Annotated in this window: 29 protein-coding genes and 1 tRNA gene; 8 read left to right on the forward strand and 22 right to left on the reverse strand. The window is 64.3% G+C overall.

Features of this window, described 5'->3' with window-relative positions; all coding sequences use genetic code 11:
* Positions 1 to 113: 113 nt before the first annotated feature.
* From PGC08_RS13045 to smc, 14 genes are all read right to left on the reverse strand, one after another.
* On the reverse strand, positions 114 to 431 hold the full coding sequence (locus PGC08_RS13045) for a DUF2469 domain-containing protein (protein ID WP_009885093.1): 318 nt from the start codon (positions 429 to 431) through the stop codon (positions 114 to 116).
* Positions 428 to 1159, reverse strand: a complete 732-nt coding sequence (locus tag PGC08_RS13050; RefSeq protein ID WP_271708575.1) for a ribonuclease HII — start codon at positions 1157 to 1159, stop codon at positions 428 to 430. The genes PGC08_RS13045 and PGC08_RS13050 overlap by 4 nt, the downstream gene beginning before the upstream one ends.
* Positions 1159 to 1863: a signal peptidase I gene (lepB, locus tag PGC08_RS13055; RefSeq protein ID WP_271708576.1), complete on the reverse strand. Its 705-nt coding sequence runs from the start codon at positions 1861 to 1863 to the stop codon at positions 1159 to 1161. Before lepB (PGC08_RS13055) ends, PGC08_RS13050 begins: the two co-directional genes overlap by 1 nt.
* A 177-nt stretch (positions 1864 to 2040) precedes the next feature.
* Positions 2041 to 2664 (reverse strand): signal peptidase I, encoded by a 624-nt coding sequence (lepB, locus tag PGC08_RS13060; RefSeq protein WP_096145856.1) that lies wholly within the window; start codon positions 2662 to 2664, stop codon positions 2041 to 2043.
* A gap of 33 nt (positions 2665 to 2697) precedes the next feature.
* Positions 2698 to 3039: a 50S ribosomal protein L19 gene (rplS, locus tag PGC08_RS13065; RefSeq protein ID WP_009885097.1), complete on the reverse strand. Its 342-nt coding sequence runs from the start codon at positions 3037 to 3039 to the stop codon at positions 2698 to 2700.
* A 175-nt stretch (positions 3040 to 3214) separates the two neighbouring features.
* A complete protein-coding gene (trmD, locus tag PGC08_RS13070; protein ID WP_271708577.1) occupies positions 3215 to 3997 on the reverse strand; it encodes a tRNA (guanosine(37)-N1)-methyltransferase TrmD in 783 nt (260 codons plus the stop codon).
* A gap of 8 nt (positions 3998 to 4005) precedes the next feature.
* Positions 4006 to 4506 carry a ribosome maturation factor RimM gene (gene rimM / locus PGC08_RS13075; RefSeq protein WP_069600462.1) on the reverse strand — a complete coding sequence of 167 codons (501 nt, stop codon included), beginning with the start codon at positions 4504 to 4506 and terminating at the stop codon, positions 4006 to 4008.
* Positions 4507 to 4740: 234 nt separating this feature from the next.
* Positions 4741 to 4971 (reverse strand): RNA-binding protein, encoded by a 231-nt coding sequence (locus tag PGC08_RS13080; protein WP_009885102.1) that lies wholly within the window; start codon positions 4969 to 4971, stop codon positions 4741 to 4743.
* Position 4972: 1 nt separating this feature from the next.
* The gene (gene rpsP / locus PGC08_RS13085; protein WP_009885103.1) at positions 4973 to 5410 is read right to left on the reverse strand and encodes a 30S ribosomal protein S16; all 438 of its coding nucleotides are present in this window, start codon (positions 5408 to 5410) and stop codon (positions 4973 to 4975) included.
* Between the two features lie 160 nt (positions 5411 to 5570).
* Positions 5571 to 7178, reverse strand: coding sequence for a signal recognition particle protein (gene ffh / locus PGC08_RS13090; protein ID WP_009885104.1), 1608 nt, complete (start codon positions 7176 to 7178; stop codon positions 5571 to 5573).
* A 256-nt stretch (positions 7179 to 7434) separates the two neighbouring features.
* The gene (locus PGC08_RS13095; RefSeq protein ID WP_009885105.1) at positions 7435 to 8655 is read right to left on the reverse strand and encodes an ammonium transporter; all 1221 of its coding nucleotides are present in this window, start codon (positions 8653 to 8655) and stop codon (positions 7435 to 7437) included.
* A gap of 131 nt (positions 8656 to 8786) precedes the next feature.
* The gene (gene ftsY / locus PGC08_RS13100; protein ID WP_009885106.1) at positions 8787 to 9929 is read right to left on the reverse strand and encodes a signal recognition particle-docking protein FtsY; all 1143 of its coding nucleotides are present in this window, start codon (positions 9927 to 9929) and stop codon (positions 8787 to 8789) included.
* 180 nt (positions 9930 to 10109) lie between these two features.
* Positions 10110 to 10511, reverse strand: a complete 402-nt coding sequence (locus PGC08_RS13105; protein ID WP_009885107.1) for a hypothetical protein — start codon at positions 10509 to 10511, stop codon at positions 10110 to 10112.
* 199 nt (positions 10512 to 10710) lie between these two features.
* Positions 10711 to 14310 carry a chromosome segregation protein SMC gene (gene smc, locus PGC08_RS13110; protein ID WP_271708578.1) on the reverse strand — a complete coding sequence of 1200 codons (3600 nt, stop codon included), beginning with the start codon at positions 14308 to 14310 and terminating at the stop codon, positions 10711 to 10713.
* Between the two features lie 86 nt (positions 14311 to 14396).
* Here smc and PGC08_RS13115 point away from each other — a divergent pair.
* The 4 genes from PGC08_RS13115 to PGC08_RS13130 all read left to right on the forward strand — a co-directional run bounded on the left by PGC08_RS13115 (position 14397) and on the right by PGC08_RS13130 (position 17604).
* A tRNA-Asn gene (locus PGC08_RS13115) sits at positions 14397 to 14469 on the forward strand.
* 263 nt (positions 14470 to 14732) lie between these two features.
* The gene (locus tag PGC08_RS13120) at positions 14733 to 16589 is read left to right on the forward strand and encodes a BCCT family transporter (protein ID WP_271708579.1); all 1857 of its coding nucleotides are present in this window, start codon (positions 14733 to 14735) and stop codon (positions 16587 to 16589) included.
* A 102-nt stretch (positions 16590 to 16691) separates the two neighbouring features.
* A complete protein-coding gene (locus tag PGC08_RS13125) occupies positions 16692 to 17327 on the forward strand; it encodes a hypothetical protein (RefSeq protein ID WP_101556931.1) in 636 nt (211 codons plus the stop codon).
* Between the two features lie 97 nt (positions 17328 to 17424).
* Positions 17425 to 17604 carry a hypothetical protein gene (locus PGC08_RS13130; RefSeq protein ID WP_096177862.1) on the forward strand — a complete coding sequence of 60 codons (180 nt, stop codon included), beginning with the start codon at positions 17425 to 17427 and terminating at the stop codon, positions 17602 to 17604.
* 356 nt (positions 17605 to 17960) lie between these two features.
* Here PGC08_RS13130 and PGC08_RS13135 read toward each other — a convergent pair whose 3' ends face one another.
* The 7 genes from PGC08_RS13135 to merA all read right to left on the reverse strand — a co-directional run bounded on the left by PGC08_RS13135 (position 17961) and on the right by merA (position 22595).
* Entirely contained in the window at positions 17961 to 18107 is a 147-nt protein-coding gene (locus PGC08_RS13135; protein WP_092107232.1) for a zinc finger domain-containing protein, read from the reverse strand.
* 226 nt (positions 18108 to 18333) lie between these two features.
* Positions 18334 to 18693: a hypothetical protein gene (locus PGC08_RS13140; protein WP_271708580.1), complete on the reverse strand. Its 360-nt coding sequence runs from the start codon at positions 18691 to 18693 to the stop codon at positions 18334 to 18336.
* Positions 18690 to 19607 (reverse strand): cytochrome c biogenesis CcdA family protein, encoded by a 918-nt coding sequence (locus tag PGC08_RS13145; RefSeq protein WP_271708581.1) that lies wholly within the window; start codon positions 19605 to 19607, stop codon positions 18690 to 18692. The genes PGC08_RS13140 and PGC08_RS13145 overlap by 4 nt, the downstream gene beginning before the upstream one ends.
* A gap of 3 nt (positions 19608 to 19610) precedes the next feature.
* Positions 19611 to 20138 carry a TlpA family protein disulfide reductase gene (locus PGC08_RS13150; RefSeq protein WP_271708582.1) on the reverse strand — a complete coding sequence of 176 codons (528 nt, stop codon included), beginning with the start codon at positions 20136 to 20138 and terminating at the stop codon, positions 19611 to 19613.
* Positions 20135 to 20428 carry a hypothetical protein gene (locus PGC08_RS13155; protein WP_271708583.1) on the reverse strand — a complete coding sequence of 98 codons (294 nt, stop codon included), beginning with the start codon at positions 20426 to 20428 and terminating at the stop codon, positions 20135 to 20137. Before PGC08_RS13155 ends, PGC08_RS13150 begins: the two co-directional genes overlap by 4 nt.
* Positions 20429 to 20457: 29 nt before the next feature.
* Positions 20458 to 21120, reverse strand: coding sequence for an organomercurial lyase MerB (merB, locus tag PGC08_RS13160; RefSeq protein WP_271708584.1), 663 nt, complete (start codon positions 21118 to 21120; stop codon positions 20458 to 20460).
* A gap of 50 nt (positions 21121 to 21170) precedes the next feature.
* Positions 21171 to 22595, reverse strand: a complete 1425-nt coding sequence (gene merA, locus PGC08_RS13165; RefSeq protein WP_271708585.1) for a mercury(II) reductase — start codon at positions 22593 to 22595, stop codon at positions 21171 to 21173.
* A gap of 105 nt (positions 22596 to 22700) precedes the next feature.
* Between merA and PGC08_RS13170 the strand changes: the two genes are divergently transcribed.
* A complete protein-coding gene (locus tag PGC08_RS13170; RefSeq protein WP_271710071.1) occupies positions 22701 to 23090 on the forward strand; it encodes a heavy metal-responsive transcriptional regulator in 390 nt (129 codons plus the stop codon).
* A 36-nt stretch (positions 23091 to 23126) separates the two neighbouring features.
* Here the strand turns inward: PGC08_RS13170 and PGC08_RS13175 are convergent, their stop codons facing one another.
* Positions 23127 to 24116 carry an arsenic resistance protein gene (locus PGC08_RS13175; protein ID WP_271708586.1) on the reverse strand — a complete coding sequence of 330 codons (990 nt, stop codon included), beginning with the start codon at positions 24114 to 24116 and terminating at the stop codon, positions 23127 to 23129.
* Between the two features lie 105 nt (positions 24117 to 24221).
* On the opposite strand from PGC08_RS13175, the gene PGC08_RS13180 reads away from it, so the two are divergent.
* Genes PGC08_RS13180 through PGC08_RS13190 form a run of 3 tightly spaced genes read left to right on the forward strand, consistent with a single transcriptional unit; the run spans position 24222 to position 25366 of the window.
* On the forward strand, positions 24222 to 24650 hold the full coding sequence (locus tag PGC08_RS13180; protein ID WP_271708587.1) for a MerR family transcriptional regulator: 429 nt from the start codon (positions 24222 to 24224) through the stop codon (positions 24648 to 24650).
* Between the two features lie 33 nt (positions 24651 to 24683).
* Positions 24684 to 25061 (forward strand): Cd(II)/Pb(II)-sensing metalloregulatory transcriptional regulator CmtR, encoded by a 378-nt coding sequence (gene cmtR, locus PGC08_RS13185; protein ID WP_271708588.1) that lies wholly within the window; start codon positions 24684 to 24686, stop codon positions 25059 to 25061.
* Entirely contained in the window at positions 25058 to 25366 is a 309-nt protein-coding gene (locus PGC08_RS13190; protein WP_271708589.1) for a hypothetical protein, read from the forward strand. The genes cmtR and PGC08_RS13190 overlap by 4 nt, the downstream gene beginning before the upstream one ends.
* The last annotated feature ends 82 nt before the right edge of the window (positions 25367 to 25448 follow it).

The following is a 25448-nucleotide window of genomic DNA, read 5'->3' on the forward strand; positions in this document are numbered from 1 at the left end:
GACGACGATGTGTCGTCCACAGGCCGAGCACACACAAGTCGAGGCCCCGTCCACAGCGGAACGGTGTACGAGTCATCCTGAACGCGTCAGGAACTCACATGCACCGGCTGCGTTCAGCCTCTGATCGACGTCGGCGGTTCCAGATCGTTCTTGGAGATCTCTTCGATATTGACGTCTTTGAAGGTCAGCACGTGCACAGTTTTGATGAAGCGTGCTGATCGGTAGCTGTCCCACACCCACGCGTCGCGCAGGGTCAACTCGAAATAGACGTCTCCGGCATCGTTGTGGGCCTTGAGGTCGACGTGGTTGGCCAGATAGAAACGTCGTTCCGTCTCCACAACGTAGGCGAAGAGTCCTACGACGTCGCGGTACTCCTTGTAGAGCTGCAGCTCCAGTTGAGCTTCGTAATCGTCCAGATCATCAGTGCTCATGACGATCCCTCCTTCGCATCGTGTGCCGTTTGCAGGCGGAAGCTTCTCCGGTGGTGAATGCTGGGACCGAAGTCGGCGATGCCCCGACGGTGCTTCATGGTTCCGTACCCCACATTCGACTGCCAACCATACTGGGGGTTTGCCTTCGCGAGTGCGATCATCTCCTCGTCTCGCTGCACTTTTGCCACAATACTTGCTGCGGCAATCACCGGAACACTTCCGTCGCCCTTGATCACGGTTCGCACCTGAGGCAGCTCCAGGTCGGCGGCGTCGCCGAATATCCCCAGACAATCGAGCGTGAGTGGCGCCGAAAGCCAGTCATGCTTGCCGTCGAGGAGGATCATCGTCGACGGCGGAAAGTCGGTCGATCCGACACACTCCAGCAGCATCTCAGACAGGGCCCTCCGACCGGCCAGGTTCAAGGCCATGGTCATCCCGAGTTCGTCGAGTTCATTCGGAGTCGTCGAACCCACGGAGGTAGCCCTGGCCCAGCCATTGACGCGATCAGTCGCGGTTTGACGGGACAGCGCACTAAGCTGCTTGGAATCATGGATGCCAGCGGGCACCTCGGCGGCGGTTACCTCTCTGAGGTCGAAGAGGGCGACCCCGACGCTGACCGGTCCTGCCAATGCTCCCCGACCGACCTCGTCGACGCCGATGACGAATTCATAGCCTTCTGCCAACAGTGCGCTCTCATAGCTGAGGTCGTGCAATCCTGTCTGCGCCATCAGTTGCCGGTGATTCCTTCGGAGTCGGGGACATCGGCGAAGACCGCCTTCGGCGTCGACATCCAGCTGAAGTGCTTGAAGGGCCAGTTGATGAGGAAGACGGTGCCCACCACATTGTCTTCGGGCACATAGGGCTGTGTGTCGACGTGGTACCTGGAATCGGCGGAGTTGCTGCGGTTGTCGCCCATGACCCAGTAGTGGCCGTCGGGGACGGTGACCTTGAACTCCACCTCCGAGGGGGCGGTGTCATCTTCCAGGTAGGTCTCATCGAGGGGTTCGCCGTTGACGAGGATGCGTCCCTGCGCGTCGCAGCATTCGACGGTGTCGCCGCCGACGCCGATCACCCGTTTGATCAGCTGCTGACCCCCGTCTGCCGGAGCCAATCCGACGAATTCGAGGATCGGGTTGGGCTCATATTCCGAGACTTCCTGGGGGCTCAGCCAATGGTCGGGATCATCGAAGACGATGATGTCACCGCGGTTGGCCGGTCCGAAGCGGGGTGCCAACTGATTGACAAGGACCCTGTCGTCGATCTGCAGAGTTTCCATCATCGATCCCGACGGAATGTAGAACGAGCGGACGACCCATGTCTTGAGTGCGGTGGAGATGAGTATGGCGACGAGGATGATCGCTGCGGTCTCGAGCACGCCCCGGAGAAGTTTCTTCGAGGCTGAAGGTGGGGAAGCTTCTGATTCGGTTGACATTCGTTCGCTTTCGCATCGGACCACAGGTTCCGCAGAGGGACTGAAATGAGCGTACCAGCACCTCGTCACGTCACCTGTCAGGCGACGATCATCTCTGAGAACCGTTCAGTTTCCAGACTGGGTCCTGTCTGCGGAGTGGTCAGAGACCAGCTCGGACAGCCGGGTGAGATCACCTTCTCAGTCGACCGAGGAGCCGTGTCCGATGACGGGGCCGATGACACGATCAAGGGGAATGAAACCGCCTCCGGGTCTGCCCAACAGCGCTCGGGAGTCTGCCGAGTCGTTCCGGTTGTCGCCCATCACCCACATGGTGTCGGCGGGGACCTCGATCGAGAACTCCGTCTTCGAAGCTGGCAGAGGGGCGTAGTCCTCTTTCAGTGGTTCGTCATTGAGGAGCAGTCGACCATGGGCATCACAGCATTGGAGTGTGTCGCCGCCGACGGCGATGACGCGTTTGACGTAGTAGACGTCTTTGCTTCCCAGCCCCACCCATGACCCCACCTTCTGGATGGGGGTCGGAAGGGCATCGTCGACGAAGGAGCCTCGTCCGTCGAAGACGACGATGTCGCCGCGTTCGATGTCAGAGCTCAGAGCGTCGGGGCGCCAGACGCTGATATCGTCGCCGACATCCAGGGTCGGCTCCATCGATGCGCTGGGAATCGTGAACCGTTGGACGATGAACCCGCGAACGGATCCGCCGATGACGATAATGAGGATCGCGATGACGGCGATGAGCTTCCAGAAGCGGCCAGAATACAGAAAACGCGACCCGAAGGTCGCGTTTTCTTGTTGCTTCGGCACAGCGCGATCATTGCCCACAGTGCCAGGCAATAATCAGGCCTTTTCGCGGATGCGAGCAGCCTTGCCGCGCAGTTCGCGCAGGTAGTACAGCTTGGCACGACGAACGTCACCGCGGGCGAGAACTTCGAGCTTCTCGACGATCGGCGAGTGCACCGGGAAGGTACGCTCGACACCGACGCCGAAGCTGATCTTACGAGCGGTGAAGGTCTCGCGGACTCCGTCGCCCTGGCGACGGATGACGATTCCCTTGAACACCTGGATACGCGAACGCGATCCTTCGACCACGCGGACGTGAACGTTGAGCGTATCGCCCGGGCGGAAATCAGGAACGTCAGTCTTCAATGAGGCTGCGTCAACAACATCAAGCTTCTGCATTGTGTTTCTCCATGTGTCCCCTGCTTCAGGTCGAGAACACGCATATCGGACCGGTTGTACCGGTGATTGGATCGTCTGTCGGGATTGCTCCCCGGAATTCTGCGATATCAACACCGCAGAATCGCTGTGGGCATCCATCCCCCTGAAGCAGGTGAATGCCAACAAACGCGACGATCTATTCTGTCATGGATTCGTCTCCGGACTCAAACCGTTCCACAACGGCACGGTCGTGCTTGTCCAGATCCTGGAGTTCGGCGAGCAGATCGGGCCTGACCTCGGCCGTGCGTTCGAGCCTGCGGTCTCTTCTCCAACGTGCGATCGCACCGTGATTTCCGCTGAGCAGGATGTCCGGAACGTCCCGGCCCCTCCAACTGGCGGGCTTCGTGTAGATGGGGTATTCGAGGAGTCCGTCCTCGTGGCTTTCCTCAGTCAGCGATTCCGGGTTGCCGATGACTCCAGGAACGAGACGGCTGACGGCTTCGATCATCACCATCGAGGCGACCTCTCCCCCGTTGAGCACATAGTCTCCGATGCTCATGGGGCGCAGATCGAAATGCTCGGCCGACCAGTCGATGACCCGCTGGTCGATGCCCTCGTAGCGTCCGCACGCGAACACGAGGTGTTCGGCCTCGGACAGCTCCTCGGCGATGCGCTGATTGAAGACCGGGCCGGCAGGGCTGGGGACAATGAGGATCGGCTTCTGCGGCGTGCCCGCCCCCGCAGCCTGCGGCTCGTCGAGGATGTTCTCGAGGGCCAGCGCCCAAGGCTCGGCCTTCATCACCATGCCCGCACCCCCACCATAGGGTGAGTCATCGACGGTGTTGTGCCGGTCGAACGTGAAGTCGCGCAGGTCATGCACTGTCAAATCGAGCAGCCCCTGGTCGACGGCCTTGCCGATGAGTGAGAGCTGAAGCCCGGCGAGATACTCTGGGAAGATGGAGACGACGTCGATCTTCATGCCGGTACTCACGAAGCGTCGAAGAGACCGGCCGGAGGTGTGACCTTGACCCACCCGGCCTCAACATCAACCTCGGGCACGATCTCCGTGACGAAGGGAATGAGTGCCTGATGTCCATCGACGTGCTTCATATGGAGCAGGTCCTGGGCGGTGCCGTTGGTCACATCGACGATCTCTCCGACCTGCGTCTCACCGTCGAAGACCCGGAGTCCGATGAGGTCCTCAAGATACCAAGCATCGTCTTCGACCTCGTCGTCCTCCTGGTCGCTGAGGATCAGGGTATTGCGGATCTCCTCTGCCCGGTTGCGATCGGGGACCTCGTCGAAGGTCAGCAGCAGACGGTCCCGGTGCCACCTCGCGGTCCTCAGCGTCAGCTCACCGATGTCGGGATCAGTGGAATAAGTCTGTCCGGGAACGAGTCGTTCGTCGGGTCGGTCCGTGCGCACCTCGACGGTGAACTCACCTTTGATGCCGTGCGGCTTGCCCAACCGGGCGATCACCGTGTCCATGCTGCTCCTCGTGTTCGTGGAAGTGCTCAAGTTCGTGTTCGTGAAGACGCAGGTGCCCCTCCAGATGCGGGCGCGCATTCACTTCAGTCACACAGTTTAGTCCGCTGATCCGTCGCTCGCGGCAGTGGCCACAGCAACGCTCACCTGCACGCCGGCGAATACGCCAGCACGCCAGTGAATACAGGAAAGGGGACACGGCGATGATTCGCCGTGTCCCCTTTCCTGATGAAGGTGTTACGCCTCGATGAGGTCCACTCGCACCGACTCACGGCCGGCAAGAGAGTTGATCACGGTGCGCAGAGCCTTTGCGGTTCTCCCCGCGCGACCGATGACACGACCGAGGTCTTCGGGGTGAACCCGGACCTCAAGCGTGGTCCCGCGCTGTGACGAGCGGGATCGAACTGCAACATCGTCTGGATGATCGACGATGCCGCGGACCAGGTGTTCGAGCGAATCAGCCAACATGTCAGGCTTCAGCGCTCTCTTCGGAAGCAGCAGGTGCAGCTTCTTCAGCAGACTCAGCAGGTGCTTCCGCGGCCTTGTCCGAACCCTTAGGGGTGATAGCTTCCTTGATGACGGAGCCAGCGGTGGGAGCCACGTAGGCTTCCTTCTCCGGCTGCGGCTTTACAGTGTTCACTGCTTCGCCGACGCCGGTGTGCTTCTGCCAGTCACCGGTGAGCTTGAGCAGGGTGCGAACCTGATCGGTCGGCTGAGCGCCGACGGAGAGCCAGTGCTGTGCACGCTCCGAATCGATCTCAATGACCGAAGGGTTGCGTGTCGGGTGGTAGATGCCGATCTGCTCGATGGCCTTACCATCACGACGTGTACGCGAATCAGCGACAACGACGCGGTAGAACGGTGCACGGATCTTGCCCATGCGGGTCAAACGAATTTTGACTGCCACTTTAGTGGTGTCTCCTTTTGTCTTTAAGTTGCACAGAGGTCCCAGAAGAATCGTGGGGTTGATCTGCCGGAATCTGTGACCTGGACTATCACTCCGGGGCGGAAGAGAGGGCCCGCACCGGTAGCAAAAGTACAAGAGTCAATTGTGCCAGAAAGCCCTATTACTTTCCACCTGGGAACATTCCGCCGAAGCCCTTGGGCAGGTTCTTCATATCGAACTCTTCGTCACCGTCGAGATCGACTCCCCCGAAGGCCGAACCGACCGGATCCTTCGTCTTACCGGCCTTCTTATCTTCAAGCGCCTGAGCCTGCTGTGCCCGCTTGGCCGGGTTGCCCGACTGACCGCCCTTGCGGCCCTTCTTCTTGCCTACGGCCTTCTTCTTGCGGTTGGCTCCGCCACCGGGCATTGAGCCCATTCCGGGCATACCGCCCATGCCCGGCATGCCGCCTCCGCCCGGCATACCGCCGCCACGGGTCATTCCGCGCATCATCTTCTGCGCCTGAGTGAATCGCTCCATGAGCTGGTTGACTGCGGTCACCGTGGTGCCGGCGCCCTTGGCGATGCGTGCACGGCGCGAGCCGTTGAGGATCTTCGGGTTGGTGCGCTCTGCCGGAGTCATCGACCGGACGATGGCCTCGACCCGGTCGACTTCTCGCTCGTCGAAGTTCTCCAGCTGGTCTTTGTACTGGCTCATACCGGGCATCATGCCCAGCATCTTCTTCATCGAGCCCATCTTCTTCAGGCCCGACATCTGAGTCAGGAAGTCATTGAGGTCGAAGTCCTCACCGGCCTCGACCTTCTTCTGGAGCTTCGCGGTCTCCTTCTCATCGAAGTTCTTCTCGGCCTGCTCGATGAGGGTCATGATGTCGCCCATATCGAGGATCCGGTCAGCCATCCGGTCGGGATGGAACTGCTCGAACTCCTTCATCGACTCACCAGTCGATGCGAACATGATCGGCTTCCCGGTCACCTCGGCGACGGACAGCGCGGCACCGCCACGTGAGTCACCATCGAGCTTCGAGAGCACGACACCGGTGAAGTCGACTCCTTCGAGGAAGGCCTCAGCAGTCTTCACCGCATCCTGACCGATCATCGCGTCGATGACGAAGAGGACCTCATCCGGGTTGACTGCGGAGCGGATGTCCGCAGCCTGCTGCATGAGCTCTTCGTCGATGCCGAGTCGACCGGCGGTGTCGACGATGACGACGTCGTGGAGCTTGGCCTTAGCGACCTCGAGTGAATCCGTGGCCACCTGCACCGGGTTGCCGACGCCGTTGCCGGGTTCTGGTGCATAGACGAAGGCGCCTGCACGTTCACCGACGATTTCAAGCTGATTGACCGCGTTGGGACGCTGCAGGTCGGCTGCGACGAGCATCGGGCGGTGGCCTTCGGACTTCAGCCAATAGGCGAGCTTGCCGGCCAAGGTGGTCTTACCCGCACCCTGCAGGCCGGCGAGCATGATGACCGTGGGTGGTCGTTTCGCGTAGTTGAGGCGACGGGTCTCCCCGCCGAGGATGCCGACCAGCTCATCGTTGACGACCTTGACGACCTGTTGGCCCGGGTTCAGTGCACCCGAGACCTCTTCGGACAGGGCCCGCTCGCGGATGCGTCCGGTGAATGCACGAACGACCGGCAGGGCGACGTCGGCGTCCAGCAGGGCGCGGCGGATCTCGCGGATGGTGCCATCCACATCGGCTTCGGACAGCCGGCCCTTGCCGCGCAAGTTCTTGAACGTCGCGGTGAGCCTGTCGGAGAGAGAATTGAACACGTACAAGCCTTCTTCACGATAATTGGTCGACTCCCTAGCCTAACAACTCAGTAGTGTCCGACTGAAACCGAGAATGCTGGGAAAGCGCCCACAACCGCCTCACCCCAGAACCTGTCGACTGCGCTGAGATGACTGATCGCCTCGGTGGGGTGGCTGCTTCCACCCCACCGAGGCGATCGGTGAGTACGCTCACGCACTCCCCCTCACCGAGGCGGCCGGCGAGACCGACCGACCCCCTGGCGGGAGATTTCGGGGCTCAGCGGAACGAGTAGGCCTGCTCCGCGTGTTCGAAGGCATCGATGCCCGCCAGTTCGTCTCTGGGATCGATGCGCAGCCCCATGGTCTTGCGGAGGACGAGAGCGATGACCAAGGTTACGACTCCGGCGTAGATCAGGGCGACGAGTGTGGCCACGATCTGGGACACGAGAAGCCCCAGCCCTCCACCGTGGAAGAGACCCGCGGCCGAATCTGGACTCGGAACCGCGAAGAGGCCGATCATCACGGTGCCGATGACACCGGCGACGAGGTGGACGCCGACGACGTCAAGAGCATCGTCGTAGCGGAGGCGGTTCTTGGCCTCCACAGCGAGCACAGCTCCAGCTCCTGCGGCGATTCCGATGATGACTGCCGCGTACGGTTCGACATTTGCACAGGCTGGGGTGATGGCCACGAGGCCGGCGATCGCGCCGGAGACGCTGCCGATGCTGCTGGGGCGAGTCGCCCGAATTCTCTCGATCGCGATCCAGGTGATCATTCCGGCAGCTGGGGCGGCGAGGGTGTTGACCCAGATCAGCCCGGCCTGTTCGATCGTCGAGGCGGCTCCCCCGTTGAACCCGAACCAGCCGAACCACAGCAGTGCCGCGCCGAGAACGGTGATCGGAATGTTGTGGGGCTTGTGTGGTGTCGAATAGCGAGCCCGGCGCCCCATGACGACGACGAGCACGAGGGCCGAGATCCCGGCATTGATGTGCACGACCGTGCCACCGGCGAAGTCGATCGCGGGCCCGAAGGCGCTGCCGATCGCACCCGATTCGCTGAGCAGTCCGTCACCCCAGACCATGAAGGCCAGAGGGCAGTACACGAGGGTGACCCACAGCCCGGCGAAGACCAACCAGGTGGAGAACTTCGCCCGATCAGCCACGGCACCGGCGATGAGTGCGATCGCGATCATTGCGAAAGTGGAGCCATAGCCGATGGAGATGAGGGCTTCGGGTTCGTTGGCGACTGCGTCGGCGAGGCCGATCTGGGACAGCGGATTGCCGAAGATCCCCAGCACCGAGTCACCGGAGCTCAACCCATATCCGAAGAGGACCCAGACGAGCCCGCCCATCGCCATTGCCGAGAACACCATCATCATCATGTTGATGCTCGAGGTGATTCGGGTCATTCCGCCGTAGAAGAAGGCCACACCGGGGGTCATGAGCAGGACCAGACCGGCCGCGACCATCATCCATACATTCACTGCGTCGAGTTCCATGTCGTCTCTTTCATGTCTCTGTCGGCTCCGATTAGAACCGAACAGTGACAGTGTCCATGACGGATGTCACACCCGAGAGTCGATCATGTTTCCAACATGTGACACAGGTGCTCTCACGCTGGGAAATACGGTCAGTCGAGGAGTGCGTCGACGAAGCCCTCAGCGGTGAATGGTGCCAGATCATCGGCGCCCTCACCGAGGCCGATGAGCTTGACGGGAACTCCGAGCTCACGCTGAACGGCCACGACGATTCCGCCCTTGGCCGTGCCGTCGAGCTTCGTGAGCACGATACCGGTGATGTTGACCGCCTCGGCGAAGACCTTCGCCTGCTGCATTCCGTTCTGACCGGTCGTGGCATCGAGGACGAGGAGCACCTCGTCGATTTCGTGCCCCTCACCCAGGGGACGAGTCGCGACACGTTTGACCTTGCCGAGTTCGTCCATCAGGCCGATCTTGTTCTGCAGGCGTCCGGCCGTGTCGATGAGCACGACGTCGGTGTTCTCCGACTTGCCGCGTTCGACGGCGGAGTAGGCCACGGAGGCGGGGTCTGCGCCCTCCTCACCGCGGACGGTTTCGACTCCGACGCGTCCGCCCCAGGTCGACAGCTGCTCTGCAGCCGCGGCGCGGAACGTATCGGCTGCGCCCAGGAGCACGGTCTGGTCTTCGGCGACGAGCACGCGGGCGATCTTGCCCACGGTTGTGGTCTTGCCGGCGCCGTTGACGCCGACCACGAGCATCACTGCTGGGTCGTCGCCGGTGCCTGAGACCGCGAGCTCGCGGTCCATGGTGGGGTCGACCAGCTTGATGAGCTCCTCGCGCAGCAGCCCTCTGACCTCTTCGGGTTCGCGGGTGCCGAGGACCTTGACGCGTTCGCGCAGCCGGTCGACGAGTTCGGTGGTCGGATCGACTCCGACGTCGGCGAGGATGAGCGTGTCTTCGATTTCCTCCCACGTCGATTCGTCGAGGTTGTCACGCGAGAGCAGACTGAGCAGTCCGCGGCCCAGGCCGGAGTTAGACTTCGCCAGGCGTTCGCGGAGGCGAACGAGTCGGTTCGCTGGTTCGGTGGGAACCTCGGAGCCGCGAGTCGCCTCCTTCTCCTTGGCGACCGCCTCGGAGATGTCGTCGATCTTGAGTTCGCCGGTGACATCGGCGTCGATGCTGCGCCGGTCGCGCAGCCCCTTCCGCTTGGCGTTGACGCGCAGGGTGAAGCCCAGCCCGACGACCAGCATGAAGACGATGGCTGCGACGATGAGCAATACGATCGGCTGATCCATTGACGTACGTCCTCCTTTGAGTACCTTTGCAGGCCCCACGTTCTCACGTGGCGACCGCCGGTCAAGGGTGCAGTCCTGGTTCCGTTGCGCGCATCAGCCCGAGACCGTTGTCGCGTTCCGGTGGCCCGCACCCAGCGCCCCGTTGTCTCGGGGCGCGTGTGATGATGTCGTGTTGTCCGGTCAGGAACCTCGGCTGCCGAAGAGCAGACCGGCTGTGGTTCTCCATCCGGTCCCGGATTCCGGGATCTTCCAATGGCGGGTGCGCGGTCTCACGGTCAGCAGAGACGGCGCTGCGTGCCGGCGCGGCTGCGGCCTGAGCACGTAGGAATGGTCCCGGATCGCGGTGACGGCGGCCTGTTCCCGAGTCGCGAGATGGGAGGTGCCGTCATCATGTCCGAAGAATTCGTGGACCTCGTCGTCGTAACCGGTCCATTGTCCCGGCAGTCGAAACCGCTGCACATCGGAGGAGTACTTCAGGCGACCTTCGGCCCTCAGCCCCGGCAGTGCGACAAGGAGCACGACGATGAGGGCGAGTGCGAACGATACGGCGAGTCCGACGATGACGACGAGTACTGCATTCATGCTCTCGAGTCACCTCGTGATTCAGCCGACTCGGCCATGGACGTCCCGCTCCTCAAGCTTTTCGATAATGCTTCCCTGTGCTCAAGTCTATCGTCCAAACACACGACATTTGTGCTCAGGGGCCGTGAGCCTGTTGGAGAATTTCCTGGGACTCCCCTGGACATCCCTGCCAAATCGGCGTCTGACGAAGGTCCGCCGATCATGGGATCCGCTGCGAGATGACCTTCGACACACCGTCCCCATGCATCGTCACCCCGTAGAGTGCGTCGGCGATCTCCATCGTGCGCTTCTGGTGGGTGATCACGATGAGCTGGGAGGAATCCTGCAGCTCCTCGAACACGGTGAGCAGGCGGGACAGATTGAGATCGTCAAGGGCCGCCTCGACCTCGTCCATGACGTAGAACGGGCTGGGCCTGGCCTTGAAGATCGCCACCAGCATGGCCACAGCGACCAGTGACCGCTCCCCGCCGGAGAGCAGCGACAGCCGTTTGACCTTCTTGCCCGCCGGCCGGGCGTGGACATCGACGCCGGTCGTGAGCATGTCATCGGGGTCGGTCAGGCTCAGTGAACCCTCACCGCCGGGGAACAGTCGGGAGAAGATGTCCTCGAACTCCCGCGCGGTGTCCGCATAGGCTTCGGCGAAGACCCGTTCGACGTGCCGGTCGACCTCGTCGACGAGCTTCATCAGGTCCTTCCTCGAGGTTTCGATGTCGGTGATCTGCTTCTCGAGGAACTGGTGCCGTTCCTTGAGCGCCTCGTACTCCTCGAGCGCCAGCGGGTTGACCGTACCGATGCGTTTGAGTGCGGCAGTCGCCTGCTTGTGTCTCTTCTCCACCTCGGCCCGCACATAGGGCCGTTCCTCTTCGTCCTCACCGAACGCAGGAACTGGAGTATGGGGACCGTAGAGTTCGACCAGCCGCTCCAGGCTCAGTCCCGTCTCCTCCCCTGCCCGGTTCTCGATCTCCTCGAGTTTGAGTCGGAACCGCTCCTTCGCGAGTTCGGCTTCCGCCGCGGCATCTTTGAGCCGCTGCAGCTCGGTGCGCGTGGTGCCCAATTCCTCGCCGAGGTGGCCCTTCTCCTCCCGCATCTGCCCGCGCTCTTCGACGAGGACCTGGATCTGGGAGGCCAGTTCGGTCACTGTCGTCTCCGCGAGTGCCGTCGCGTTCTGTGCGGTCTCGACGATGAGCACCGCCGAGGCCGCGGACCGCTTCTTGCGGGCGATCGTCCGCTGCGTCTGTTCGCGTGCGCTTTCTTCGGCTGCTGCCTGTCGCAGCAGGGAGTCGACCCTGTCGGAGAGGAATCGTGCCCGGTCCGTGGCTGCCTTGTGGCTGATGCGGGTCTCGATGACGTCTTCGGAGGATTGGGAGACCTGTCGGCTCAGTTCGTCGCGGTCCGTGGTGTCGACGACCTCTTCGACGTCCCCTGCCCCGGCGAGGGCGGATTCGGCCGTGCGGGCATCACGTTCGGCCGTCTCCAACCGTGTCGCAAGCTCCACCTCGTTGTCCTTGGCCCGTTGCAGGCGGGTTTGGGCTGTGGTGATGTCGCTCGTGATTCGTGAGACTTCTTCGCCTGCGGCCATGATCGCCGCATCCGAGGAATGCAGCTTCTCAAGCGCCGCGGCGGCCACTGTCTTCGCTTCGGTGAGCTTCGCGGCGACCCGATCGATGTCGGTCTCGACTCCGCTGTGAGCTGTCTGCAGTTCGGAGATGGAGGCTTGGGTCTCCTCGAGCGCGGTCTGCGAGGCCAACCGCGTCCCCGAGGCGGTGCGTGCCCGACTGACCCGCGTCGCGGTCACGATCTCCCCGTGGATGGTCACGGCGGTGAGTTCGGGATGGGAGTCGATGACGGACAGCGCACTGCCGGCATCGTCGACGCACACGACCGTCTCCAGCGCAGCGTTGAGGAGCTGGGTGAGCTCGGGGACATCGCTGCTGACGACCTCGGTGAGCCACCGCACTGTCGACTTACCGTCGGCAGAGCCGGTGAGCGTGGGCAGCGCCCGCGACTTGGCCATCGTCTCGGCTGTCGGGTTCGCCCCCTTGCCTGCGCTGGACTTGCCCGCCGCTCCCCCGCGTGACCCCGCACCGGCGGGAATCGTGAGATGGACGTTCGTGTCCTCGCCGAGGTGGTCGAGCACTGTCAGCGCCACCTGGCCGGAGTCGACGAGCACACCGGAGACCGTGTTCGACAGAGCAGCGGCCACGGCCATCTCGAACCCGGTGGCCACGCTCAGTCGTTCGGTCACCGCCGAACCGACACCCGGCAGATCGGCGTTGAGGATGTCTTCGAGGTCGGCTTCCAGCGCGGTGCCCAGTGACAGGGCTTCGGCCCTGGCCTGCGCCGAGGCCAGCTCGGAGGCCGTCTTCGCCTTCTGTGCGCGCAGACCCTCGAGTTCAGTCTCCAACGACGTCGCAGCCTCGTTGGCAGACTCGTATTCCGTGTCGAGTTCGGATTCCCCGGCTTCGACCCCTTCGACGGCGGCTTCAGCTGTGGCCAGTTCCTCGCGGCGTTCGGCGATGCGGGCCGATGCGGTGTCGATCTCCGTCCGGTTAGCTTCGATTCGGGCTGTGAGGTCGCTGATGCGCTCACGCGCCTGGGAGCTCTTCGACTGCAGTGCCGACCGGTTCTTGATCGCCTCGGTGATGGCCAGTTGTGCCGCTTTGACCTCGTCATCGGCCTTCTTCAGCGCCAGAGCGAGTTCTTCCTTGCGCATCTGGCTGCGGTCCAGTGCTGCTGCGGATTCCTCCACTGCAGTCTCCGCGGTGCCGAGCTCTTCCCGGTGATGCTCGACTTGGGATCTCAGCTCTTCCGGTGATTTCGATTCGCGGCGGCCCAGGCTCGCGACCTCGGAGAGCAGGTGTGCGCGTTTGTCCTCGGCGCGCTGGGCGATCCCTTTGGCCCGCACGATCTGGGTCTGGGTGCGCGACTCTGCGGTGCGCAGGTATTCGAGTTCGGAATCGAGCGTCCCCAGGCGTGATTCGATCTCCTGCAGCCGCTCTTCGGTGCGGGAGCGGCGATGTTCGAGGTCGCTGATGCGATCGCCTCCGTCCTCGCCGCCGGCGCTGGCGGTCGAGGCCAAAGAGGACTGCAGGCGCACCGTGTCATCGGCGAGCAGTCGTGCTGTGGAGTCGCGCAGTGTGGCTTGGACCGTGGCGGCCTTCTGTGCGGCCTCCGCCTGCCGGCCCAATGGCCCCAGCTGGCGGTTGAGTTCGGTTCGCAGGTCAGAGAGGCGATCGAGGTTCGTCTGCAGACCCGTGAGTTTGCGCACAGCCTTGTCCTTGCGCCGCCGGTGCTTGAGGACGCCGGCGGCCTCTTCGATGAAGCTGCGGCGCTCGATCGGATCCGCGTGGAGGATCGCATCGAGACGACCCTGGCCGACGATGACGTGCATCTCCTTGCCCAGGCCCGAGTCGTTGAGCAGCTCCTGGATATCAAGGAGTCGTGCCGGTGTCCCGTTGACGGCGTATTCGCTTCCCCCTGTGCGGAAGAGGGTGCGTGAGATCGTGACCTCGGTGTAGTCGACGGGGATGGCTCCGTCGGTGTTGTCGATGGTCAGGGTCACCTCGGCGCGGCCCAATGCCTGGCGTTTGGAGGTGCCGGCGAAGATGACGTCGTCCATCTTGCCGCCGCGCAGATTCTTCGCTCCCTGCTCGCCCATCACCCAGGACAGGGCGTCGACGACATTGGACTTGCCGGATCCGTTGGGGCCGACAACACAGGTGATGCCCGGCTCGAATCGGAGAGTCGTCGCCGAGGCAAAGGACTTGAATCCTCGCAGGGTCAGGCTTTTGAGATGCATTGTCCACCCAGCATATCCCGAAGGAGTTCCAACAATTCTCGAATCTTTTGATAGAGTATTTCCTCGTGCGCCGAAATCGGCGTCTTTCCTCCGTAGCTCAGTTGGCAGAGCATTCGACTGTTAATCGAAGGGTCGCTGGTTCGAGCCCAGCCGGGGGAGCTGATCGAGGCCCCGTCGTCCGCGACGGGGCCTTGACCATGTCCGGGCAGAATCGTCGGCACCATGGCGAAGTCTGACCCCGTCTCGCATCTCAGCTGAAATGATCTTTGGTGTGAACCGATAGGAAACTGAAAAATCGGACTAATTTGGACTCAGCGCCCCAATCGGCCCGGTGACAATCAACGCCGTCCATGAACAGGAAGGAGCGCCGACCGGGACCGGCCGCGGACTTACTGCGGCCACGCTGATCGGCAAGCATCCCTATGAGCAGTGAAACGACAAAGACTCAGGAGCTGATACGGCACCTGAAGAATCCGACCACGAAGCAGAAGCCGCTCATCCGCAAGGGCGTCGACAAAGTGGTCTTCTTCACGGCAGGCGTCCTCGCAGTCGGCTTCGTCGTCTGGGGCTTCCTCTCTCCGGACAGCCTCGGTGCTGTGGCAGGAACTCTGCTGACCGGCGTGATGGACAACTTCGGCTGGCTCTTCGTCATCGCCGCCACCGTCTTCACGATCTTCGTCATCATCGTCGCCCTGTCCAAGTTCGGGCGGATTCCGCTGGGCCGAGACGATGAGAAGCCGCAGTTCAAGACCTCATCGTGGATCTCGATGATGTTCGCGACCGGTATGGGCATCGGTCTGGTGTTCTCCGCGGTCGGCGAGCCTCTCTTCTTCTACATGTCTCCCCCGCCGAACACGGTCGATGGTTCGACTGCGGAGGCCATGGGCACCTCGATGGGTACCACGCTCTTCCACTGGACCCTCTACCCCTGGGCGATGTACGCGATCGTCGGACTCGGCGTCGCCTACGGCTCCTTCCGTCTGGGACGCTCCCAGCTGTTCTCGTCGATGTTCACCCCACTCTTCGGTGAACGTGCGGTCAACGGCGCCGGCGGCAAGGTCATCAACATCCTCGCGATCCTCGCCACGCTCTTCGGCTCGGCCTGTTCACTGGGTCTCGGTGCGATCCAGATCGGCGGAGGCATCGAATCGGCTGGCATCATGTCCGATGTCTCCTCGCCGATCCTCGTCATCATCATTGCGATCCTCACCGCAGCCTTCGTCGCTTCGGCCGTATCCGGTGTCGAAAAGGGCATTCAGTGGCTGTCGAACATCAACATGGTCCTGGCGATCATCGTCGCCCTCATCGTGTTCATCGGCGGACCGACTCTGTTCATCCTCAACGTCATTCCCTCCTCTCTCGGTTCGTTCATCCAGGATCTGCCGCAGATGGCGTCGCGGACCGCAGCCAACGGCCAGGACGTCAACACCTGGCTGTCCTCGTGGACCGTCTTCTACTGGGCCTGGTGGGTCTCATGGTCACCCTTCGTCGGCCTCTTCATCGCCCGCATCTCCCGCGGTCGCACCGTGCGTCAGTTCGTCCTCGGCGTTCTCATCGTTCCTTCGGTTGTCTCGACAATCTGGTTCGCGATCTTCGGTGGCGGCGCCATCGGCATCCAGGAACGTGCTGAGCGCGGCGAAGGCACCGTCAAGGCCTTGGCGAAGATCGTCGACGGGGAACCGGACATCAACATGGATACGATCCTGTTCGATCTCCTCGGCGCTCTGCCGCTGCCCAACGCCATTGCCATCATCTTGATGGTCGTCACGGTCATCCTCATCGCGATCTTCTTCGTCACGGGTGCCGACTCCGCGTCGATCGTCATGGGCACGCTGTCGGCCAACGGCCGCGAAGAGCCCGGCAAGGGCCTCGTCCTCTTCTGGGGTGTGGCTACCGGTGCTGTGGCAGCGGTGATGCTCCTGGCTGGAGGTTCCGACCCGGCCGAGGCTCTCGAGGGTCTGAAGAACATCACGATCGTGGCGGCATTGCCGTTCGTCATCGTCATGCTGCTGTTGTGTGTGGCCGTCTGGAAGGACCTTTCCCGAGATCCGCTGATCATTCAGGGACAGCTGGCCAACCACGTCCTCGAGCAGTCGGTCGCCACGGCCGTCAACGAGTACGACGGTTCGGTCTTCGGACTCGAGACCTCTGAGCTGCCGGCCGAGGACATCGAGAACGACTCCGACGCCGAGGCGGCTGCGACGTCATCATCGAAGGCTGAGTCATCATCGAAGGCTGATGGTTCAGCCGACGACGATACAGGCACAAGCCAGAGCTGACCTTCCGGTCACCAACGGTCCGAGGGCCGGGTACTGCTCCGAACGGAGCGGAACCCGGCCCTCGTTCTCGTTCCCGGCTGGCCACCGCTATATTCTGTGTGTATGGATTCGATGACCGGGCTGAGCAGCATTCTGCAACGCTTGGAATTCCAGGGCAGCGTGACGTTGCCCGGTCGACCGTCCGAAGCGCTGTCTCGTTGGCGACGGAAGAGAAGCATTGCCATCGGAATCTCGTTCGCAGCAGCCGGCGCTGGAGTGGTGCTGATTATCATCGGTGCCATTGTCCGCGATGTCGGATTCTGGTCTCTCAGCATCATCGTCGGCGCGTTGCTTGGCGTGCTGGGTCTGTTTGTCGGAGTGATTCTCGTCGGCGTGGGTCTGCTCTGGCGTGAGCGCATCGCCTCCGAGAAACTTCCCGTGCGCCTTGATGCTGTCGGAATCTCCCTGCGCGGCATCGGCCACATACCTTGGAGAGATCTTCGCGCCCCCGAACGCCGTTATGTGCCGGTCAAAAACGACATCGGGGGCCGATGCACCGTCATGCCGCTGACGCAGCGCGCTCAGGCCCGGGTACGCATGCAGCCCGGTGATTGGCAGCTGCGAGTCGGTCCCCGCCCGTACCTGAGCTTCGACCAGCCGTTCCTTCTCCTGCCCGGAGTCCAGGGCCTCAGTGAGGACGAGGTCGTTCGACTCTTCCACCATGTCTGGTCCACGTTCTCGACTGGGTACCAGCGCTGAGGGACGGTATGGGCTCAGGCGCCCATCCTGCCGCGCCGCTGACGTGAGAAGATAGCGCCGTGCGCCTGACGGATCAGCGGGAAGGAAGCGACGACGAATGAATACGATCATCCGAACCCACGGCGTGGTGTCACTCGTCGTCGGGTGGATGCTGACCGGCATGGGGATTCTGGCCATCGCGACGGTGATCATTCTTTCCGTTTTCGTGGAGGACTGGATGATCATATTCCTCTTCGGTCCTGTCCTCCTGTTCATCGGTGCTGCAGTCAACTTCTAGATGGGGTCTAGGGCACGATTGGAGATCACTCCCGATCGCTTCATCTGGTGCGGATTCATCGGTCGAGCTCGAAGCATCGCCTGGCGCGATGTGCACCGGATTGTGCGACCCCCGCCAGGTTCACCCCCACGTCTGGCCGCGGTCGCGCACCTCAGAGACGGCAGTTTCGTCGAGGTCACAGCCCTCTGGAAATCTCTTTCCTGGCCGACGACCTATCTCAGTCACCAAGACCACGGGCGCGCGCAGCAGGCCCTGATCGATGGGCACATCGCACACCTCAATCGGATGTCACGAGGTTCCCGGCAGCAGCATGGGCGGCAGCAGCCCGGCTGGTCTCAGGGGCAGTCCGGCTCGCCTCAGCGGTAGCGGGGCGGCTTCTGGCAGTTCGGGCAGAAGTGGCTGCCACGTCCACCGATCGTCATCTTCTCGATCTCGGTCCCGCAGCGCACACATTCCTGGCCGCCGCGTCCGTAGACGAGCAAGGCACGGTCGAAGTAGCCCAACTTCCCACGATAGATACATTGAAAAACTGGGAGCCTCTGAAGGAGGCGTTTCCGCTGGTCAGAGGACACTTTACGGTGAGACGACGCGTGAAGGACGCGCACTGCCTACACACCAGAATACGGCCTCAGGACTTCAACATGTCGACGACCCAGTCGAAGCGGGAATCGGGCATCCGTGACCGTGGGCACAGGACGCCTCCGCCATCGAAGATCGGCACTGCGCCGCCTACGACGCAGTCCCGGCCTCCCCTTCTCGTCTTCTCTTGGCGTCCTGCTCGAGCAGGTGGTCCGTGAAGACCTTGGCGATGAACGTCGTCTGCTCGCGCGTCAGCGGCGGCGCGGCCTCGCGGATCTTCTGGACGTGCTCGGCATGCGCAGTCAGACCGAACGCTCGGTCCAGGTGGGAGACTCGGATCAGCGTCTTGATGACCGGGCGTCCGTCGCGGCCGCCCACCTTCTCGGTACGGGCAGGGAGCTTCCCCTTCCAGACGCGCCGCCAGATGCTCTTGGTGCTGCAATCGTGGCGCTCTGCCGTGGCGGCGACGTCGAGCCATTCGTCCTCGGCCATCGGCCAGGTTGTCGTCATTCGGTTGATGCGCTCGGCCGGTCTTCAGCTGAGCGCGCCGGCTCTCCGTCGCAACAGCTTCCCTCGGCATTCCGAACGGACGTGCGATGGCGTCCGGCGAGGATCCCGAGCAGCAGCGCGACAAGGACGGCTGCGACGGACACTCCGGTGACGACGCCGATGTGCCCTTGGACCCAGTCCGACACCGAAGTGGCAACCGCGGCGATGGCATTGGAGCGGCCGGAGGCAGGGGCGTCGCCGGTGGCAGCGGGGTACCAGTACCAGGCCAGGTAGGCCCCGGTGAGGATGAGCACGGCGGCAGTGACCTTGGGGCCATAGCGCGCCAGCGCGGCGATGCGACGCGAGAGCGCCGACCCGGCAGCCGCGGCGGCCACGGCGACGAGCAGCAGGACGGCGGCGGAGCCCGCGGCGTAGGCCGCGAAGACCAGGAGCATGCCGATGAGGCTGGCTGTGGCCTGGGCTTGGGCGATGACAGCGAGCAGCACGCCGAAGGTGCACGACAGCGAAGCCGCGGCGTAGCCGACCCCGAAGAGGACCATGCGCGTAGTTCTCGGCGGTCGGTCCGTGACGTTGCTGGGGATGCTGGGCAGTCGGAGCGAGAAAGAGCGGCCGGCGAGCATCGTCCCGCCGAACAGCACAAGCAGGACACCGACAGCGAGACCGAGTACCGGAGCCGCCTGGATGAGGCCGCGCGCGCCAGCGCTGACCACGACTCCGGCAAGTGCGAGCGTGCCCGCGAACCCGATCGTCAGCGCGAGACCCGCCCGCAGGGCCCGCAGGAGGCGCACCGGGGCCGGGGAGGCGGCGGCGTCGCCCAGCGCGTGGGTGATCCAGGCCGGGAGCAGGGCGAAGCCGCAGGGGTTGACGGGGGCGATCATTCCGGCGGCGAAGGCGAGCGCGAGTAGTCCACCCATGGCTCACGCGCCGGCCTTCTCGAGCTCGGCTGTGATCGTTTCCGCGTCAGGGTCGGTGGCTCTAAAGGTGACTCTGCCTTCGGCGTCGACGACGATGAGGGTGGACAGCGCGGCGACGTCGAAGCGCTGGGACAGGATCGCGCCCTCGTCGATGGCGGCGGGTACGCGCTCGGCCTCGACGTATGCCATGAAGCCTTCGATGGTCTCCTTGGATTCGCGCGGATCCATGTCGACCGCGAGGAATCCGGCTCCGGTGCCGCTCTCCTCCGCACTCGCGGCGGCCTCGCCGAGGGATCGGACCCCGCCGACGCATTCGCCACAGCCGACGGAGAAGAAGAACACCGCAGTGGGCTTATCCGCGGCGGGCAGGCTTACCCGCTTGCCGTCGACCCTGGTCACCGTCGCGGGAGCGACGGCGTCGGTGGAGGGCGGGGCGTCGTCAGCTTTGCCGCAGGCGGTCAGGACCAGCGGCCCTGCGAGCAGGAGGCCTGCGATCGATATCGACGCGCGGCGGGTGAGGGAGGTCGTCATGGGGTCTGTTCGTCCTTCGTGTCGGTGGGGTGGTCGGGATCCATGGGCGGGCAGCAGTCGTGGATGGAGCGGTCGCTGCGGGTCCGGCGGCGGGCGACTGCGAGCACGACGAGCGTCACGAGCGCAATGCCTGTGCCCAGCACCCAGGGGTTGCCGAGGAAACCTCCCAGGCCGGCGAGCACGCCGCCGGCGATGAGCAGCGGCAGCGCGCAGCAGAGGGCCATGAGGAGCACGGCCCCTGCCCCGAGCAGCAGGCCGCCACCGGTTCGGTCGTCGCTTCTTGTCGTCATCGGTGTTCTCGTTTCATTCGGGGCCGGGCTCAGCAGCAGCAGTCGCAGCCGTCGGCGGCCGAAGCCGTGACCTGGAGCCGGTCGAGCAGGCGGCGGGTGAGTTCGATGCCGATCCGGTGGGCCTCTGCTACCGGCACCGCCTGGGCCCCTGGGTGCTCGGCGAGCCACTCAGCGGCGTCGTCCGCCGATGCGAAGTAGTGCACCTGGTTGCAGAACGAAGAGCGGATCGAGGCGATCCGCTCCGGGTTTACCAGGGACACGACGGCGCTCGCGGGTTCGACGCGGGTGACGCCGGCGGCATGGTCGAGGGCGACGACGATCCTCTCGCCGCTGGCCGGGGAGATGGACTCCACGCGGGCCGCCCGGTCCAGGATGGCCGGGAAGACCAGGGTGTCCAGGGCGCACCAGGTGTAGAGCTCCTGACCGGCCACGGTGAACCGGTGCGGGGTCGGGCGCAGGGTGAGGCCCTGGCCGACGATCCGGCCCTGGCCGTCGTACTCGGTGTCGGGCACGGCCGCCAGCCCGTGCCTCACCTGATCGGGGGTGCGGCCGGCGGCCGAGGCGAGCTGCTCGATCGTGACGGGGTCGCCGTCGACGAGCAGCCGAAGCAGCGGGACCAGCAGCCTGGGGTCGAGGCCGGTCTCCTCTGGCCGGCTGAGCCGCTCGGGCAGTTGCGTGTTGAGGTCGGACATTTCGGATTCCTCCAGTTCTGAATTCGGGTGGGCACTGTCACGGGGTCGGGTCAGGCACAGCAGGACAGCTTCGAGACGTCGGTGGTGAAGGCCTTCGCGGCGATCCGGATGCCCTCAGCCATCGTCAGGTAGGGAGCCCAGGCGTCGGCGACCTCGGCGACGGTCTTGCCGAGCACGTGGACACCGGCGGCGGCGAGCTCTCCGGCGTCCTTGGCGACGGCGGTCAGGCCGAGGATCTCGTTCGTATCGGCGTTCACGACGATCTTGATGAACCCGCGGGTGTCGCGGTTGACCAGCGCGCGGGGCACGTGGTGCAGCGGCAGGACGCGGCAATCGCAGCGGATCCCCGCAGCGAGGACTTCCTTCTCGGTCATCCCGACCGCGCCGATCGCGGGACCGGTGAACGTCACCCGCGGCAGATGGGAGTAGTCGACGGACCGGTCGGCGTCGGCGAACGCGTTCTCGGCGACGAGGGTGCCGTGGTGGGCCGCGACGTAGACGAACTCCGGGTGCCCGGTCACGTCGCCCGCGGCCCAGATCCGCGGGTTCGACGACTGCAGATGGTCGGAGACGACCACCTCGCCGCAGTCCCCGGTCTTCACCCCGACAGCGTCGAGGTTCAGGCCGTCGGTGACGGGACGGCGTCCGAGGGCGACCAGCACCTGCTCTGCGCGGAACTCCTGCGAGCCGCCGGACACGTCCGCGGACACCACGACCTGCCCGGTCGCCGCGTCCCGGGACACCCGGGTCGGCACCGCGCGGCGGACGACGCGGATGCCCTCGTCGGCGAACACCTCCTGGAGCGCCTTGGACACCTCCGGCTCCTCCTTCGAGGCGAGCCGGGACCGCACCAGCAGTGTGACCTGCGAACCGAGGCGGGCGAACAGCTGCGCCTGCTCCAGGGCGACGTAGCCGCCGCCGAGCACCAGCAGCGACCCAGGGACCTCCGTCAGCTCCATCGCCGTGGTCGAGGTCAGGTACCCAGTCTCCTCCAGCTCGTCGATCGGCGGTGCCCACGGGCGAGAACCAGTCGCGACCAGGAAGTGGTCGGCCTCGACCGTTTCGACGCCTCCGTCGGCGGTGACGATCTCCAGCACCGGGGAGTTTAGGCTGCCGGTGAACGCGGCGTCTCCGCGGAGGATCCGCCAGCCGTAGGAGTCGGCGACGTCGGCGTACTTTTCGCCGCGCAGCGACTCCACCAGAGCCTGCTTCCCGGCGATCAGCGCGGGCATGTCCACGGGCTCCGCAGTGGTCGCGATCCCGGGGAACCGGCCTGAGGCGTCGGCAGCGGCGTGCCGCGCGTCAGCCGAGGCGATGAGCGCCTTCGACGGCACGCAGCCCGTGTTCACGCAGGTGCCGCCGAGCGTCCCCCGCTCGATCATCACCACCGACTTGCCGAGCGTCGTCGCATGGATCGCCGCGGCGAACGCGCCGCCGCCTGATCCAATGATGGCGAGGTCGTACTTGGTAGGCATCGTTGCTCCTGTCAGTCCTTGGCTTTCCGCTCTATCTCAGCCATACTGGACCTTCCAGTGCAGGGGAAGGTCAAGTCTGCTCCTGCCGAACGATCGGAGGCCGCGATGCGCATCGGAGAACTCGCCGAACGAGCGGGCACCACGGCGAAAACGCTCCGCTTCTACGAGGAGCAGGGGCTGCTTCCGCCGGCCGAGCGCACGCCGTCCGGATACCGCGACTACGCGCCCGAGACGGTCGCCCGGATCGACTTCGTCCACCGCGGCCAGGCCGCCGGCCTCACCCTCGCCCAGATCCGCCAGATCCTCGACATCCGCGACGAAGGCACTGCTCCCTGCGAGCACGTGCGCGGCCTCCTCGACGCACGCCTCGCAGAGATCGAGCAGCAGATCGCCCAGCTCGCCGCGCTCCGAGACACCATTGCCGAGCTCAGGCACGACGCCGCGCAGCCCGACCCCGACTCGTGCAGCGCGGACCAAGTCTGCCGGTACTTGTAGAGCGACTGGCACCGGGAGTTCGCGTCGCGAACCGCCCTAACGCCCGCGAAGACGGGCGACCGGTTCCGGGAAGGGCAACAGTTGGGGAATCAACCTGACGAAAATCACCATGATGACCAGCTCGACCAGAGTCTGCGTGACGACGATGAGTGGCGCGAGGTCGAACACTGCCGGCAGGGCTAGGACGAGCGGCAGCACGACGAGCGAATTGCGCGTCGCACTGCTGAACACGATGGCACGCCTCCCGGGTACGTCGAGTCCAGCAACACGGCTGGACATCATGCCCACTGGCACCATGATTACTGCGAAGAGGACGTAGATCGGCACAGCCAGGAGCAGGAAGCCGAGCTGGGCGCTCACGCCGGCTACCTGCGAGGCGACGACGACCGCGAGCGTGGCGACCATCAGCGGCACCATGGTCCCCATGACGACACGCTCGATCTCCCTCCCGATGCGCCAGCGCGCAGCGGCGAGCTGCGTGAGAGCGGCAGCGACCAGCGGCAGGGCGATGATGAGGACGAAGGCCTCGACGAACGGGGCGAATTCCACGGATTCGACGAACTCCGCCCCGACGAACAGCCAGAGGTACAGCGGCAGCAGGAGCATCTGGGCGAGCAACAGCAGCGGGGCCGATGCCAGGAGCCGCTCCGAGTCCCCGCCGGCGAGCCCGGCGAAGACGATGACGTAGTCGATGCACGGGGTCAAGAGCACGAACAGCACGCCGACGAGGAGCACCTGATCGTGGGCGACGATCCTCGACAGCAGCCACACGACGGCGGGCACCAGGACGAAGTTGACGACCAGGATCGTCGAGAGGAATCGCCAGTCGCGGAAGGCGTGCCCGATCCTGCCGAAGGGGATGCCGAGGAACGTGGCGTAGAGCAGCAGAGCGAGCACGGGGTGGATCGCCAGCTCGGCGGGGTGGGCGACCGCGGGCCAGGCCAGTCCGACGACGGCCCCGAAGACCAGGCCCGCGACGTAGAGCGCCACCTGGTGCCGCTCCATCCACTCCACGCTCATCTGCATTTATTCTCCCTCACCATGTTCAAGGGCGGGAAATCCCGCCTCCAGAAAAACGTTAGACCTTGAACCCGGGTTGAAGGTCAAGCCGGCGAAGCCTAGGCTCGAAGCATGAAGATCTCCGAGGTCGCCGAGCGCAGCGGAGTGCCGGCGAGCACCCTGCGCTACTACGAGCGCTTCGGCATCCTCGCCGCCCACCGCAGCCCCAATGGATACCGCGACTTTGACGAGGGCCATCTCGAACGCCTCGACTTCATCGCTTCGGCCAAGCGGCTCGGACTCGAGCTGCCCGAGATCCGCCGCCTCTTGGAGCTGGCCGACACCGGCACCTGCACCGGAGTGAAGGCCGCGCTGCAACCGCTGCTGGCCGAGCAGATCGCTGCCGTCGAGCGGCAGTTGAGGATCCTCGCCGAGCTGCAGGAGCAGCTGAGCGCAGCGCAGGCCCACGTCGACACCTGCCCGGACAGCGACGAGCGGTGCCGCTCCGAGTGCGCGTTCCGGGCCTTCGCGGGGACCGCTTCGGGGTCCAATCAGGGCTAGCCAATAGGTCAGCACCTGCTGTATGGTCATTATATGCTGACCAGTGCCTCGCGTGTCGACGTCATGAACCGGCTGGGCCGGGCCATGGCCGACCCGACTCGCTCGCGCATCCTCCTCTCCCTGCTCGACGAGCCCAACTACCCGGCGAAGCTCGCCCGCGACCTCGAGCTGACGCGGACGAACGTCTCCAACCACCTGTCCTGCCTGCGCGCCTGCGGGATCGTCATGGTCGAGCCCGAGGGCCGGCAGACCCGCTACGAGATCGCCGACCCGCACATCGCCGTCGCTCTCACGGCGCTCGTCGAGGTGACCCTCGCCGTCGACGAGAGCGTCCCATGCATGGACCCGCAGTGCTCGGTGCCGGAATGCTGCGCCTCCACCCCAGCACTGAGAACGGAGAGAGATAAATGAGTCACGTGGGACCGTTGAACGGGCTGCCGATCGCCTGCGCGCTCACGCCGGACACCGGCAGAGCGCAGGTGGAACGTTGGCGCGCCTTCGACGCTGAGTACGCTCGCGGCATCGAGCGCTCCGAGACCGAGCTCCTTATCCACTACGAGAAAACAGACGATTCCACGCGACGGCTGCGCGAGCTCGTCGCGACCGAGAGCGAATGCTGCTCGTTCGTGGGCTGGGAGATCGACGACAGCCACGCTGATCTGCGGCTGGTCGTCAGCGGAATGCCGGAGCAGTTGGCCGCGCTGAACGTCGGGTAGGCGCGACACGAACGGATCTACCAGTCGGGCCCGCCATCTCTGGCTCATGGAGCAAGGGCACGTCCACGGCGACAGCGGCCGT

The organism is Brevibacterium sp. BDJS002 (assembly GCF_028201555.1).
Taxonomy (GTDB): Bacteria; Actinomycetota; Actinomycetes; order Actinomycetales; family Brevibacteriaceae; genus Brevibacterium; species Brevibacterium aurantiacum.

What these genes read in the sequence shown, in the direction of transcription:
- PGC08_RS13145 (WP_271708581.1), bottom strand. Translation starts at nt 19,607, where the DNA reads ATGGGTGGACTACTCGCGCTCGCCTTCGCCGCCGGAATGATCGCCCCC.
- merA (WP_271708585.1), bottom strand. Translation starts at nt 22,595, where the DNA reads ATGCCTACCAAGTACGACCTCGCCATCATTGGATCAGGCGGCGGCGCG.
- merB (WP_271708584.1), bottom strand. Translation starts at nt 21,120, where the DNA reads ATGTCCGACCTCAACACGCAACTGCCCGAGCGGCTCAGCCGGCCAGAG.
- PGC08_RS13080 (WP_009885102.1), bottom strand. Translation starts at nt 4,971, where the DNA reads ATGTTGGCTGATTCGCTCGAACACCTGGTCCGCGGCATCGTCGATCAT.
- PGC08_RS13120 (WP_271708579.1), top strand. Translation starts at nt 14,733, where the DNA reads ATGAGCAGTGAAACGACAAAGACTCAGGAGCTGATACGGCACCTGAAG.
- smc (WP_271708578.1), bottom strand. Translation starts at nt 14,310, where the DNA reads ATGCATCTCAAAAGCCTGACCCTGCGAGGATTCAAGTCCTTTGCCTCG.
- PGC08_RS13095 (WP_009885105.1), bottom strand. Translation starts at nt 8,655, where the DNA reads ATGGAACTCGACGCAGTGAATGTATGGATGATGGTCGCGGCCGGTCTG.
- PGC08_RS13175 (WP_271708586.1), bottom strand. Translation starts at nt 24,116, where the DNA reads ATGCAGATGAGCGTGGAGTGGATGGAGCGGCACCAGGTGGCGCTCTAC.
- PGC08_RS13105 (WP_009885107.1), bottom strand. Translation starts at nt 10,511, where the DNA reads ATGAATGCAGTACTCGTCGTCATCGTCGGACTCGCCGTATCGTTCGCA.
- PGC08_RS13190 (WP_271708589.1), top strand. Translation starts at nt 25,058, where the DNA reads ATGAGTCACGTGGGACCGTTGAACGGGCTGCCGATCGCCTGCGCGCTC.
- cmtR (WP_271708588.1), top strand. Translation starts at nt 24,684, where the DNA reads ATGCTGACCAGTGCCTCGCGTGTCGACGTCATGAACCGGCTGGGCCGG.
- lepB (WP_271708576.1), bottom strand. Translation starts at nt 1,863, where the DNA reads ATGTCAACCGAATCAGAAGCTTCCCCACCTTCAGCCTCGAAGAAACTT.
- rplS (WP_009885097.1), bottom strand. Translation starts at nt 3,039, where the DNA reads ATGCAGAAGCTTGATGTTGTTGACGCAGCCTCATTGAAGACTGACGTT.
- ftsY (WP_009885106.1), bottom strand. Translation starts at nt 9,929, where the DNA reads ATGGATCAGCCGATCGTATTGCTCATCGTCGCAGCCATCGTCTTCATG.
- PGC08_RS13170 (WP_271710071.1), top strand. Translation starts at nt 22,701, where the DNA reads ATGCGCATCGGAGAACTCGCCGAACGAGCGGGCACCACGGCGAAAACG.
- rimM (WP_069600462.1), bottom strand. Translation starts at nt 4,506, where the DNA reads ATGGACACGGTGATCGCCCGGTTGGGCAAGCCGCACGGCATCAAAGGT.
- PGC08_RS13155 (WP_271708583.1), bottom strand. Translation starts at nt 20,428, where the DNA reads ATGACGACAAGAAGCGACGACCGAACCGGTGGCGGCCTGCTGCTCGGG.
- PGC08_RS13130 (WP_096177862.1), top strand. Translation starts at nt 17,425, where the DNA reads ATGAATACGATCATCCGAACCCACGGCGTGGTGTCACTCGTCGTCGGG.
- PGC08_RS13125 (WP_101556931.1), top strand. Translation starts at nt 16,692, where the DNA reads ATGGATTCGATGACCGGGCTGAGCAGCATTCTGCAACGCTTGGAATTC.
- PGC08_RS13150 (WP_271708582.1), bottom strand. Translation starts at nt 20,138, where the DNA reads ATGACGACCTCCCTCACCCGCCGCGCGTCGATATCGATCGCAGGCCTC.
- PGC08_RS13140 (WP_271708580.1), bottom strand. Translation starts at nt 18,693, where the DNA reads ATGACGACAACCTGGCCGATGGCCGAGGACGAATGGCTCGACGTCGCC.
- trmD (WP_271708577.1), bottom strand. Translation starts at nt 3,997, where the DNA reads ATGAAGATCGACGTCGTCTCCATCTTCCCAGAGTATCTCGCCGGGCTT.
- PGC08_RS13050 (WP_271708575.1), bottom strand. Translation starts at nt 1,159, where the DNA reads ATGGCGCAGACAGGATTGCACGACCTCAGCTATGAGAGCGCACTGTTG.
- PGC08_RS13045 (WP_009885093.1), bottom strand. Translation starts at nt 431, where the DNA reads ATGAGCACTGATGATCTGGACGATTACGAAGCTCAACTGGAGCTGCAG.
- PGC08_RS13180 (WP_271708587.1), top strand. Translation starts at nt 24,222, where the DNA reads ATGAAGATCTCCGAGGTCGCCGAGCGCAGCGGAGTGCCGGCGAGCACC.